We start from the raw sequence: 12419 nt of genomic DNA, 5'->3' as shown, positions 1-12419 counted from the left end.
CGCCGTGGCGGCGCGGAGGGTGAGCATCATAAGCGATCGCGCGTGGCGCGGCCCGGGATGCTTGGCGATCGGGCGTGGTTACATGTCGGGGCCAGATGTTATGAATTCGTCAGCAAATGAAACGCTGCGTAACGTCGCGGGACGGCGCGCGGATCTTCAGATGAAAATGGGTTCACCGAAGCGAGACCGCCGGGCTCCACGGATTCACCCGACCACGGCGGCTCCATCGAGCGGAAACGGAGCGGGAAACGGCGGGCACGCCCGTTGCAGGACTGACCCACGCCAATTCCCGGAACTACTCAAGAGGATACGCCATGACCCAGATTCGCAAGCTGCTGACCGCTACCGCCATTGCCGCCACCGCCGCTGCCTTCGCGCAGGGCGCATTCGCCCAGACCGCCACGCCGGCGGCGGGCGACGCGCCGACGATGGCCCCGGCTACCGTGCCGAGCCAGGCGCCGGCCGCCGCGGGCATCGCGCAACCGGCGCCCGCGCCGCAAAATCTGACCGCGCCGCAGCCGACCGATCCGCTGGTGCAAAAGCGCAACGCCAACGCGGCGGCCAGCGCCGAGTACCGCAGCGCCAAGAAGTCGGCGAACTCCGAGTACAAGGACGCGAAGAAGCAGGCCAAGACGCAGTACAAGTCGGAGGTCAAGGACGCGAAGATCAACCGCAAGGCTGACCGTCAGGCCAACGATTCGGAAATGAAGGATCAGATGAGCGGTCAGTCGGCGCAGCAGCAGGGCGGCGCGCAGCAGCCGTAATCCGCGTCAACGCTAATCACGTGCAAGGCGGCGGCGTCCGGTAACGGATGCCGCCGTTTTTTATTGCGCCGGGAAGTTGCCGCATAAATATCGCCAGATCGCGCCAGATCAGCCCACGATCGAGCGCTTGCGGGTGCGGGGTGTATGGATATACAGTATGCGTCGCCGCCTTTTACGGATTCTCCGCGCCCGCCGTGTCCACCGCCGTGTCCACTCCCGTTTTCAACGATTCCCTCGTCGATCCCGTCAGCGCTGTCGCTCAGGACGTTGCGGCCTATCTCGCCAAGCTCAACGAGGCGCAACGCGCCGCCGTCGAGCATGGCGGTCCGCAGGCCTTCGCACCGGGCGCGACGCTGCCGGAACCGCTGCTCGTGATCGCTGGAGCGGGTTCGGGCAAGACCAACACGCTTGCGCATCGCGTCGCGCATCTGGTCGTGAACGGAGCGGATCCGCATCGTATCTTGCTGCTAACGTTCTCGCGTCGCGCGGCGCAGGAAATGACGCGGCGTGTCTCGCGCATCGCCGCCGGCGTGCCGGGCGCGGCCGCCGTGCTCGCGCAGGGGCTCACGTGGGCGGGCACGTTTCACGGCATCGGCGCGCGCCTGCTGCGCGAGTACGCCGAGCAGATCGGTTTGTCGCCGGCCTTCACGATCAACGATCGCGAAGATTCCGCCGATCTCATGAACCTCGTGCGCCACGAGCTGGGATTGTCGGCGAAAGAGAAGCGATTTCCCGCTAAATCCACGTGTTTGGCGATTTACTCGCGCGTAGTCAACACCGGCGATTCGCTCGCCGACGTGCTCGCGCGCTCGTTCTCCTGGTGTCTCGAATGGGAGCCGCAACTGCGTGCGCTGTTTGCCGCGTACGTGGACGCGAAGCAGAAGCAGAACGTGCTCGATTACGACGATTTGCTGCTGTATTGGGCGCATATGGCGCAAGAACCCGTCATTGCGGCCGATCTCGCCGCGCGCTTCGATCACATTCTCGTCGACGAATATCAGGACACGAATCGCCTCCAGGCGTCGATCCTGCTCGCGCTCAAGCCCGACGGCCGAGGTCTGACCGTCGTCGGCGACGATGCGCAGGCAATTTACTCGTTTCGGGGCGCAACGGTACGCAACATCCTCGATTTCCCCGCACAGTTCGATCCGCCCGCACGTCAGGTGACGCTGGAACGCAACTACCGGTCAACCGAGCCGATCCTCGCTGCATCCAACGCCGTGATGGACGCCGCCACCGAGCGCTACACGAAAAACCTCTGGACCGATCGCGCCTCGCAGCAGCGTCCGCGCCTCGTGACGGTCGCCGACGAGGCCACGCAGGCGCGCTACGTCGTCGAGCAGATTCTGGAGGCGCGCGAGGGCGGCATGAAGCTCAAGCAGCAGGCCGTGCTGTTTCGCGCCGCGCACCATAGCGCGACGCTCGAAATCGAGCTGGCGCGGCGCAATATCCCGTTCGTGAAATTCGGCGGACTGCGTTTTCTCGACGCCGCGCACGTAAAAGACGTGCTGGCGGTGCTGCGCTGGGCCGAAAATCCGCTCGATCGCGTGGCCGGGTTTCGCGTGACGCAGTTGATGCCGGGCGTCGGGCCGGCTACCGCCGCGCGTCTGCTCGATCAGGTTGCGGCTTGCACGGGCGCGTATCGCGCTGCCGAAGCGCTCGCCGCATTCGCACCGCCGCCGCGTGCCGCCGAGGACTGGAGCGCGTTCACGGCGCTCATCGACAGCATCGGCGCGCGCGCCACGGCCTGGCCGGCCGAGTTCGAGCGCGTGCGGCGCTGGTACGAGCCGCATCTGGAGCGCAATCACGAAGACGCGCAGGTGCGCATGGCCGATCTGCTGCAGATGGAAAGCATCGCGAGCACGTACCCCTCGCGCGAGCGCTTCCTGACCGAACTCACGCTCGATCCGCCCGACGCGACCAGCGCCGAATCGGCCGATCCGCTGCTCGACGAGGACTATCTGATCCTCTCGACCATCCATTCGGCCAAGGGGCAGGAGTGGCGCAACGTGTTCGTGCTCAACGGCGTGGACGGCTGCATTCCGTCCGATCTGGGCGCGGGCAGCGACGAGGAACTGGAAGAGGAGCGCCGTCTGCTCTACGTGGCGATGACGCGTGCGAAGGAGGATCTGCACATCGTCGTGCCGCAGCGCTTTTATGTGCACAACCAGGCGGCGTCCGGCGATCGTCACGTGTGGGCGTCGCGCACGCGCTTCATCGCGCCGTCGATGCTGCCGCTGTTCGAGTCGCGCGCGTGGCCCGCGCCGCCCGTGGCGAGCGCGCCGAGTGCGGCGGGACTGGCCGCTGCGGCGCGCGCGAAGGTCGAGATCGGCGCGAAATTGAGGAAGATGTGGGACTAGGGCGCGCGCCGGGGGTATGAGCCTGATCGGTGCGGTGTCCCGCGGGCGGGACGGGCTAGCGAGGCTGATTCTTCGGCGGCGGCACGAAGAAGTTGCGCAGCCAGGCGGCGAGGCGCGTGAAGACGTCGTCGGGTTCTTCGACGAAAATTTCCGGCTTCAGCAGACGCAGATATTCCATGATCTGCTGCGCTTCCTGCTTCTGGAACGTGCCGTGCGCGATGCCCAGACGCAGCAGGCCGCGCAACTCCCCGAGCCGCTCGCGCGCGAGCGAACCCGTGGCCTGTTCGCAGCCGATCTTCGCTTCATAGACGCGCTGGCGCACCGATTCCGCGAGCCGCCATGCGGGCGTCTGCATGATTTCTTCGAGCGTCTGGATGTCCTGCACGCCCGACTTGATCTGCGCGGCGAGCGGGTCGATCTGCGCTTCCTCGCCCTGCGCTTCCTGCACGATCGCGGCCGCCCATTCGCGGCACTTCTTCGACAGCTCGTCGGGCGTCCACTCGGGACGCGACGCGACGCCGAAACCAAAATCGCCGGCCTGACGCAGCAGCATCGAGACGACTTCCGGAAACTCCTTGTCGAGCGTGCGCTTGGCCCACGCGTACTGGCCGCCCTGCAATAGCCGCTGCACCGCCTGCTCGGTGAGCGGCGTCATGTTGTCGAGCAGCTTCGCGCGCAGGAAGTCCTCGAACGACGGCGTGAGGAATTGCGGGTCGAGCTTCAGCGAGACGCGCAGGAACGCGTCGAAATCCTTGCGCAGCGACGCAAGTGTTTCTTCCTTGAGGTTAAGGGTGATATTCCCCATTCTGGTTGCCCCGATCTATTCCTGGCGTTGCCTGGTGATGGCCAGTCTTCGGCTGACCACTGCGCCAAGGCAGGCTTCGACGGTTTAACGGCGCGGCGCGGCGAAACTTGAGCGGCTGCGTGAAAGGTTCACGCGAGGTTCACGCGAGGGTCGCTCGAACGCGCGCCGTGAAAGGACCGTGGGTGGACGGGCGGCGGCCCGTCCGGGGGGATTCGAGGGCGCACTCCAATGCGTATTCAGATGCGCATTTCAGCGTGGATTCAGCGCAACACGACGCCTTGCCAGACGAAGAACACGCCGAGGCCCACGGCGATGGTCAGCAGCGGACGCTTCGTCAGCGCGCTCACGACGATCGCCGCCAGCGCGCCGACGAGTTGCGGATTGCGCCAGCTCAGTTCGGCGCCCTGGCCGTGCGGCGAGACGGCCATCGGCACGATGATCGCCGTGAGGACGGTCACGGGCACGAAACCGAGCGCCGTGCGCACGAGCGGCGGAAACACGAGTCGCTCGCCGAGCACGAAGACGGCGGTGCGCACGATCCAGGTGATCAGCGCCATGCCGAGGATCAGGACGACGTAGTTCATGGGCTGGTTCATCGGTTGCCTCCTGCGACGGCGTGCGCCTCGCGCGGATGCCGGTCCGGGCGGCGGTTGCCGGTCGGGTTCGATGAGTGCGACGGAGCGTCGGCGTCGGGTAGGGCGTCGGCATCGACATGAGATTGGCGCGGTTTGCGCGGCAACGACAGCGCCACGCCGACCACGACGCCCGCGAGCACCGCGCCGAGCAGCCCGAGCTTGTACGGCCACGCCTGCCAGTAGAACGCGAGCACGCCCGAGGTGACGGCGGCCGCCACAAAGCGCAGCGCCACCAGTTGCGGGACCACGATGGCGATGAAAGTGGCGACCATCGCGAAGTCGAGTCCGAGCGACTGCAGGCCCGGGAACGCCGCGCCGAACAGCAGGCCCGCGGCGGTCGAAATCTGCCAGTTCAGATACATCGAGACACCCGAGCCGAGGAAGTGCCACGGCGAGACGTCATCGCCCGGATGATGGCGGCGGTAATGCGCCCAGGCGACGGCGAACACCTCGTCGGTGAGCACCGCGCCGAGCGCGAGGCGCCAGCGCATCGGCAGATGCGAGACATAGGGCGCGAGCGTGGCGCTGTAGAGCACGTGGCGCAGGTTGACGATCAGCGTGGTGGCCCAGATCACGGCGTAGCTCGCGTGCGAGGCGATCAGCCCGAGCGCGATGAACTGCGCCGAGCCCGCGAATACCGTGACCGACATGAACTGGCCGTGCCAGAGCGCGAGCGGCCCGGACGTGACGAGCGTGCCGAAAATCACGCCGAACGGCGCCGCGCCGATCATCATGGGGATCATGTCGCGCGCGCCGGCCGCGAATTCTTTGTAGCGATGGGGGTGGTGGGTCAAGCTGTCTCTCCTGATTCGGAAAGCAGCATAGCGAGCGGCGCGGTGCGTGGCTTGTACGATCTTGCGGCGAGCTTTGTCGATCAGTGTGGCGAGGTTGCGTGGCGTTCCGGATGACGCGCAGTCAAGCGCTCAGTAAAGCGCGCAGTAAAGCGCGCAGTAAAGCGCTCAGGACGACTGCCAGCGTCCCGGCGGCACACCGAACATGCGGCGGAAATGGCGCGTGAAATGGCTTTGATCGGCGAAACCGCTGGCGGCGGCCACGTCGGCGACCGACGCACCCGCGCGCAGCGGCCCGAGTGCGCGTTGCAGGCGCAGTTGCGTGCGCCATGCGTGCGGCGGCAGACCGGTCGCCTGGGTGAAGAGACGCGTGGCGTGGAACGGCGACAGGCCGACCGCCTGGGCGAGATCGGCGACGCGCAGCGGCGCGGGCAGGTCGGCGGCCAGCAGCGCCTTCATGGTCTCGACGCGCGGGTCGTTGACGTGCGGCCCGATCGGCGCTTCGCGGGTGCGGGCGTGGCGCGTGAGCAAGGTCGCGAGCGCGTCGAGCAACGCGTCTTCGACGGCGAGCGGGTCGGGCGCGGGTAGGGCGAGCGCGCTGGCGTTGCCGCCGGGCGCGGTTCGGGGCTCCGGATCGGCGCGCCGCGCATCGGCGTCGGCTTCGAGCAGACGATGCGCGTACGAGAGCCGCTGCGCGAGATCGGGATCGCGGATCACATCGGCGCCGAACCACGGCAGCGGCTGCTCGCGGCCCGCAATTTCCGCCGCGAGACCGTGCAGATAATCGACCGGCAGGTAGATCACGCGATAGCGCCAGCCTTCGTCGACGGCGCGCGAACCGGTATGCACCTCGCCCGGATTGATGACCGGCACCGTGCCGGTTTCCGCCACATGATGCGCGCCGCGATAGCGGAAGCACTCCGCGCCGTCCTCGATCACGGGCACCGTGTACGCCTCGTGCCAGTGCGGCGAGAACGTGTGATCGTGATATTCGGCCGTCAGCAGATCCCCGCCGGGCAGCAGCGGCGAGCGCCAGTAACGGGCGGAATCGCGAAAACGGGGAAGGTTCATGGAGACGGCGGCCAGTCAGTCGGCTTTCAGGCGGCGTGGAAGACCAGTTTAGCGCACCGGAATGGTCGTGCCGGCGGGCATCGGCACGGCGGTGACGCTGTTCTTCGCGCTGCCGCTCACGACGCGGTCGCTATAGGTCAGGTAGACGAGCGCGTTGCGCTTGGTATCGACCACGCGCACCACATGCAGCGTCTTGAAGAGAAACGACATGCGCTCGTTGAACACGTCGGCTTGTTGCTTGAGCGGCGCGCCGAAGCTGATCGGGCCGACCTGGCGGCAGGCGATCGATGCTTCGGTGGGATCTTCGGCGATGCCGAGCGTGCCCTTCACGCCGCCGGTGCGCGCGCGCGACACGTAGCAGGTGACGCCGCTCACGGCGGGGTCGTCGTAGGCCTCGACGACGACCTTGTCGGAGCCGGTCATGCGGAAGTTGGTGTTCACGCTGCCGATCTGTTCGGCGTGCGCGATGCCCGATGCGCAGGCGAGCGCCGCGGTGAATGCGGCAGTGAACGCGGCGGACAGCGTCGGGGCAAGGCGGATGGATTTCATGCGGATTCCCGGGAGTGACGAGGTGTCATTATCGGGCAGGGCGGCGCTAGTAACCGGGTTCTCGTTGATGGCGGAAGGCCAGGACATAGAGGGTGTCGTCGCCGGGAGGGTGCAGAGAGAGCGACGTAGCCCGTATCGCCGAATGGAATGACCAGTTCGCGAAGTCCGGGTGTGGCCTCGATTGGTCGGCCAATCGCTGGCGTGGCTTCAAGCGCCCGGAAATGTTGATCGATGACTTGTGCTGCGCGCCGCGAGGCTTCGGGTGTTTTTCGAGACAGAAACCGCCGACAGCGCTCCAATCCTTCAATGGCGCGCTGAGTGACGATCAGTCGTGGCATTCCGGCGCGGGGAGTTCGTCATCCGTGCCCCAGTCGCCCAGCCACGCGCGCACCTCGTCGCCATTCAGGTGACGGCCGGATTGCTGATAGTGCTGCCATGACGCGAGCGCTTCCTGCGTGAACCGCTCGCGCGCTTCTTCGCGCTCGGCGTATTGCGCGATGGCTTCGCGCATCACGGCGTGCGGCGTGCGATGCTGAAGGCCCGCGATATGCTGGATGCGGTCCTTGAGTTCGTCGTCGAGCTTGATGGAAATGGACATGAGGCGTGCCCCGTTAGCGGGTATTACCTGTCGATACTACACCAGTTGACTGGCTGCCATCGCGGTCAGTCGGGCGAGTGTTTGATGTCGCAAAAGGGAGAGGGCGCGCCATGCGTCAGTCACGCACGCCCAAAAGAAAAAAGCCGTTGCGCAAAAACGCAACGGCTTTATATTTTGGCTCCCCGACCTGGGCTCGAACCAGGGACCTACGGATTAACAGTCCGGCGCTCTACCGACTGAGCTATCGGGGAACAGCAGTACAACTACAACTTTTTAACTTCATGAAAAAGCCCGTTATGCGCGGTGTTCAACACGAACGGGCTTTTGCGAATCTTGGCTCCCCGACCTGGGCTCGAACCAGGGACCTACGGATTAACAGTCCGGCGCTCTACCGACTGAGCTATCGGGGATCAACAAAAGCAGAGAACGAGATTCTATGGGGCCTGGCGGAGTCTGTCAACACCTTGTCGCCATCTTTTTAAAACAATCCTCCTTCAAAAGGATTGTTCGACGGATTGTCCGTCCTCGGGTGACGTGGTGACGTGTCGACAAATGGACGGGCGGCGCGGCCCCGGACCGTGGTTGAACGCGGCTTAGCGCTCGAGCAGCGCGAGCTTGTCCTTGATGTCCTTGAATTCCTCGGCTTCCGGCAGGGCAGCCTTGGTTTTCGTGATGCTCGGCCAGTTCTTGGCGAGATCGGCGTTCAGCGCGATGAAATCCTGCTGGTCGCCAGGCACATCTTCTTCGGCGTAAATGGCGTTCACCGGGCACTCAGCCACGCACACGGCGCAGTCGATGCACTCGTCCGGGTCGATCGCGAGGAAGTTGGGACCTTCGCGAAAGCAGTCCACCGGGCACACATCGACGCAGTCGGTATAGCGGCACTTGATGCAGCTTTCGGTCACAACGTGGGTCATTCAGGCAGCTCCTGCAAGCTTTTGTATTGGGGATGGCGCTGGATTGACGCGCGCCAAAAGCGGTATTGTAACTGAATGGGAATTTCCCTATCCACACCGCCGGCGCGCCTTTTATATCGTTTCGTGATTAGTTTATGCGGTGCCGCCTTGGCCCGCGCAAATGCGAAAGGCGCGCAAGTGGCGGCCGATTTTTTGCGCAATATCCCTGCGCGCGCCACGGACGTGCATGCAAGCCCGCGTCCGAATGCCGCATTCGGGTAACATGAGCGCACCGCTGATGCCCGCCTTCCGACGGCGTCGCCGCGAGCCCCGGAAGGCGCGTGGCGGTTCGGAAAACGAGGCATGCATCCTCCGATTGCAGTCCGGCTAGTCAATCATGGTCATTACTTCGCTGCTCGATACCGATCTGTACAAATTCACGATGATGCAGGTGGTGCTGCATCATTTCCCCGCGGCCAACGTCGAATATCGCTTCCGCTGCCGCACGCCGGATGTCGACCTCGTGCCGTACGTCGACGAAATCCGCAGTGAAATTTCCAAGCTCTGCCGTCTGCGTTTCGCCGAGCCCGAACTCGAGTATCTGCGCAAGATGCGCTTCGTGAAGGGCGATTTCGTCGACTTCCTCGCGCTGTTCCATCTGAACGAAAAGTACATCTCCGTCACGCCGTCGCCGAAGAACAACGGCGAAATCGACATCGAGATCAAGGGGCCGTGGCTGCACACGATCCTCTTCGAGATTCCGGTGCTCGCGATCGTCAACGAGGTGTATTTCCGCAACACGCAGCATCATCCGCAATACGAAGAGGGCCGCGAGCGTCTGCGCCGCAAGATCGAGCTGCTCGGCGCGAAGCCCGAGTTCGCCGACTGCAAGATCGCCGATTACGGCACGCGCCGCCGCTTCTCGAAGCGCTGGCACGAAGAGGTGATCCTTACGCTCAAGGAAGATCTCGGCGAGCAGTTCACGGGCACGAGCAACGTCTACTACGCGATGAAGCACAACCTCACGCCGCTCGGCACGATGGCGCACGAGTATCTGCAGGCGTGCCAGGCGCTCGGACCGCGTCTGCGCGATTCGCAGATCTACGGCTTCGAGATGTGGGCGAAGGAGTATCGCGGCGACCTCGGCATCGCCTTGTCGGACGTGTATGGCATGCAGGCGTTCCTGCGCGACTTCGACATGTACTTCTGCAAGCTCTTCGACGGCGCGCGCCACGATTCGGGCGATCCGTTCGAGTGGGGCGAGCGTCTGCTCAAGCACTACGAGGAGAACCGCGTCGACGCCCGTACGAAGACCATGATCTTCTCGGACGCGCTCGACATTCCCAAGGTGCTGCGTCTGTACGAGCGCTTCAAGGACCGTTGCCGTCTCGCGTTCGGCGTGGGCACGAACCTCACCAACGACCTCGGCTATCAGCCGCTGCAGATCGTCATCAAGATGGTCCGCTGCAATGGTCAGCCGGTCGCCAAACTGTCCGATTCGCCGGGCAAGAACATGTGCGACGACAAGGCCTATCTCGCGTATCTGCGTCAGGTGTTCGGCATCGAGCAGCCGACCGAAGTGGAGTGCGCGGGCAAGTAAGTTCGCGCACGCAATACTTACGGAACACGCACGCAACACGCGGGCGACGCGCGCTTCATACGCGGGATAGCGCGGGATAGCGCGCCGGAATACGAGCGACGCGCCGGTATAATCGGCGCGTCGCTTTTCTTCTTTTGACGAGGACGCACATGGACACCACGGCCGCCCGCCGCAGCATGCTCGCGCGCATCCGCGCCGCTCAGGGTCGCGATGCAACGCCCGCCGCGCACGAACGGGAAACCGTGGCCGACTATCTCGCGCGGCATCCACAAGGGCCGCGTCCGCCGATGGAAGGCGACCTCGTCGCGCGTTTCGTCGTCGAGGCGAAGAAGATGGCATCCACGGTCGAGGAGGTCGCGCAGCTCGCCGACGTGCCCGCCGCCGCGGCGCGCTATCTCGCCTCGCTCCAGTTGCCCACGCAGGCTGTCGCCTGGGAGACGCTCGAATCGTTCGACTGGACTTCGGCGGGGCTCACGGTCGCGTTTCGCAAGCCCGAAGATCGCGATCTCGTCGGCCTCACGGGCTGTTTCTGCGCCACTGCCGAGACCGGCACGCTGGTGCTGCTGTCGGGTCCGCAAACCTGGGCGTCGGGCGCGCTGCTGCCCGAAACGCACATCGCCGTCGTGCCGGCCTCGCGCATCGTCGCGGGTCACGAGGACGCCTTCGCGCTCATGCGCGCCGAACGCGGCGAGCTGCCGCGCGCGGTCAATTTCGTCTCGGGGCCGTCGCGCACCGGCGACATCGAACAGACCATCGTGCTCGGGGCTCACGGGCCGTATCGCGTGCACGTGATCGTCGTGCAGGGAGCGTGACGCGTTGACGGATAGCCGCGCGGCACGCAACACGAAGCGGATCCTTGCGCAGTCGCTCGCGGCGCTGCTCGCGTGCGGCGCCAGCACGGCGCACGCATCGAGTGGCGTCGACGGCGCGACACTCTCCGCGACCTGGGGCTTGCCGTTCGCCTGCATGCTGCTCTCGATCGCACTGTTCCCGATGTTCGCGGCCACGTTCTGGCATCGCCATTTCGGCAAGATTTCGGCGGCGTGGGCGCTCGCGTTTCTCGTGCCGTTCGCGGCGTCGCACGGCGTTGGCGTCACGGTTCCGCTCTTTCTGCATGCGCTCGTCGACGAATACGTGCCGTTCATCGTACTGCTCGGCGCGCTCTATACGATCGCGGGCGGCATCTGCGTGTACGGCAATCTGCACGGCTCGCCGCGCACCAATACCGCGATCCTCGCGCTCGGCACCGTGCTCGCGAGCGTGATGGGCACGACCGGCGCGGCCATGCTGCTGATCCGCCCGCTGCTGCGCGCCAACGACAATCGCCGCCACAACACGCACGTGGTCGTGTTCTTCATCTTCCTCGTGGCGAACGCGGGCGGTTCGCTCACGCCGCTCGGCGATCCGCCGCTGTTCCTCGGTTTTCTCAACGGCGTCGGCTTTTTCTGGACCGCGCAACATCTCGCGCTGCCGATGCTGTTCGTCTGCGGCGTGCTGCTCGTCGCGTTCTTTCTGCTCGATACGTGGCTGTTCCGAAGCGCCGGCGAAGCGCGCGCGCCGTTCCTCGATCCGACGCCCGACACCGGACGGCTCGGCATCGGCGGCAAGGCCAACTTCGCGCTGCTCGCGGGCGTGATCGCGCTCGTGCTCATGAGCGGGCTCTGGAAGCCGGGCATCGGCGTCGAGCTGGCGGGTGCGCGCATCGAACTGCAAAACGCCGTGCGCGATGCCGGACTGATCGTGCTGGCAGTCGTGTCGTACGTGTTCACGTCGCGGCAGGCGCGTGCCGACAACGGTTTCGACTGGGCGCCGATTGCCGAAGTGGCGAAGCTGTTCGCAGGCATTTTCGTGACGATCACGCCGGTGATCGCGATGCTGCGCGCGGGCGAGGCGGGTGCGTTCGCCTCGCTGATCGCCTTTGTTAACGATGCGCCGGGCCGCCCGAACGACGCGCTGTATTTCTGGGCGACGGGGCTGCTGTCGTCGTTTCTCGACAACGCGCCCACCTATCTCGTGTTCTTCAATCTCGCGGGCGGCGACGCGCAGGCGCTCATGACGGGCGGCGCGAAAACGCTCGCCGCGATCTCGGCGGGCGCCGTGTGGATGGGCGCGGTGACCTATATCGGCAACGCGCCGAACTTCATGGTGAAGGCGATCGCGCAGCAGCGCGGCGTGCGCATGCCGGGCTTCTTCGGCTATCTTGGCTGGTCGAGCGTGGTGCTCACGCCCGTGTTTGCGGCCGCGACCTGGCTCTTTTTCGCCTGATTCGTCTGATACCTGATACGCGCGCGGATCTGGCGGATTAGCCATTCGGCCGACTATGCCGATGCGCGGCCGCGCGGGAGAATGC

13 protein-coding genes and 2 tRNA genes are annotated in these 12419 nt (G+C 65.4%); 5 read left to right on the top strand and 10 right to left on the bottom strand.

The window, feature by feature from the left end; genetic code table 11:
* The first annotated feature begins 314 nt into the window (after positions 1 to 314).
* A complete protein-coding gene (locus tag G5S35_RS10165) occupies positions 315 to 764 on the top strand; it encodes a hypothetical protein (protein WP_124260883.1) in 450 nt (149 codons plus the stop codon).
* A gap of 47 nt (positions 765 to 811) precedes the next feature.
* Positions 812 to 3124 carry an ATP-dependent helicase gene (locus G5S35_RS10160; RefSeq protein ID WP_237181279.1) on the top strand — a complete coding sequence of 771 codons (2313 nt, stop codon included), beginning with the start codon at positions 812 to 814 and terminating at the stop codon, positions 3122 to 3124.
* A gap of 55 nt (positions 3125 to 3179) precedes the next feature.
* Here G5S35_RS10160 and G5S35_RS10155 read toward each other — a convergent pair whose 3' ends face one another.
* The 10 genes from G5S35_RS10155 to fdxA all read right to left on the bottom strand — a co-directional run bounded on the left by G5S35_RS10155 (position 3180) and on the right by fdxA (position 8490).
* Positions 3180 to 3929 carry a DUF4088 family protein gene (locus G5S35_RS10155; protein ID WP_065061285.1) on the bottom strand — a complete coding sequence of 250 codons (750 nt, stop codon included), beginning with the start codon at positions 3927 to 3929 and terminating at the stop codon, positions 3180 to 3182.
* Positions 3930 to 4189: 260 nt separating this feature from the next.
* Complete coding sequence (locus tag G5S35_RS10150) at positions 4190 to 4513, bottom strand: AzlD domain-containing protein (protein WP_065061403.1); 324 nt, start codon at positions 4511 to 4513, stop codon at positions 4190 to 4192.
* An 8-nt stretch (positions 4514 to 4521) separates the two neighbouring features.
* Positions 4522 to 5307, bottom strand: coding sequence for an AzlC family ABC transporter permease (locus G5S35_RS10145; RefSeq protein ID WP_080180368.1), 786 nt, complete (start codon positions 5305 to 5307; stop codon positions 4522 to 4524).
* 216 nt (positions 5308 to 5523) lie between these two features.
* Positions 5524 to 6426, bottom strand: coding sequence for an AraC family transcriptional regulator (locus tag G5S35_RS10140; protein ID WP_074983856.1), 903 nt, complete (start codon positions 6424 to 6426; stop codon positions 5524 to 5526).
* Positions 6427 to 6474: 48 nt separating this feature from the next.
* Entirely contained in the window at positions 6475 to 6975 is a 501-nt protein-coding gene (locus tag G5S35_RS10135) for a CreA family protein (RefSeq protein ID WP_074983855.1), read from the bottom strand.
* The gene (locus G5S35_RS10130; protein ID WP_237181278.1) at positions 6972 to 7313 is read right to left on the bottom strand and encodes a type II toxin-antitoxin system RelE/ParE family toxin; all 342 of its coding nucleotides are present in this window, start codon (positions 7311 to 7313) and stop codon (positions 6972 to 6974) included. The genes G5S35_RS10135 and G5S35_RS10130 overlap by 4 nt, the downstream gene beginning before the upstream one ends.
* Positions 7301 to 7573, bottom strand: coding sequence for a CopG family ribbon-helix-helix protein (locus G5S35_RS10125; protein ID WP_065061287.1), 273 nt, complete (start codon positions 7571 to 7573; stop codon positions 7301 to 7303). Before G5S35_RS10125 ends, G5S35_RS10130 begins: the two co-directional genes overlap by 13 nt.
* A 175-nt stretch (positions 7574 to 7748) precedes the next feature.
* Positions 7749 to 7824 (bottom strand) — tRNA-Asn (locus G5S35_RS10120).
* A gap of 83 nt (positions 7825 to 7907) precedes the next feature.
* Positions 7908 to 7983, bottom strand: a tRNA-Asn gene (locus G5S35_RS10115).
* A 183-nt stretch (positions 7984 to 8166) separates the two neighbouring features.
* On the bottom strand, positions 8167 to 8490 hold the full coding sequence (fdxA, locus tag G5S35_RS10110; RefSeq protein ID WP_065061288.1) for a ferredoxin FdxA: 324 nt from the start codon (positions 8488 to 8490) through the stop codon (positions 8167 to 8169).
* 376 nt (positions 8491 to 8866) lie between these two features.
* Between fdxA and pncB the strand changes: the two genes are divergently transcribed.
* The 3 genes from pncB to G5S35_RS10095 all read left to right on the top strand — a co-directional run bounded on the left by pncB (position 8867) and on the right by G5S35_RS10095 (position 12334).
* Positions 8867 to 10069, top strand: a complete 1203-nt coding sequence (pncB, locus tag G5S35_RS10105) for a nicotinate phosphoribosyltransferase (protein WP_065061289.1) — start codon at positions 8867 to 8869, stop codon at positions 10067 to 10069.
* 149 nt (positions 10070 to 10218) lie between these two features.
* On the top strand, positions 10219 to 10881 hold the full coding sequence (locus G5S35_RS10100) for a LutC/YkgG family protein (protein ID WP_074983853.1): 663 nt from the start codon (positions 10219 to 10221) through the stop codon (positions 10879 to 10881).
* Positions 10882 to 10921: 40 nt separating this feature from the next.
* Entirely contained in the window at positions 10922 to 12334 is a 1413-nt protein-coding gene (locus G5S35_RS10095) for a sodium:proton antiporter (RefSeq protein WP_408583410.1), read from the top strand.
* Positions 12335 to 12419 lie beyond the last annotated feature (85 nt).

The sequence above is a fragment of the Paraburkholderia tropica genome (genome assembly GCF_014171495.1).
Lineage (GTDB): Bacteria > Pseudomonadota > Gammaproteobacteria > Burkholderiales > Burkholderiaceae > Paraburkholderia > Paraburkholderia tropica.
This window is presented reverse-complemented; position numbering and strand designations above follow the sequence as displayed.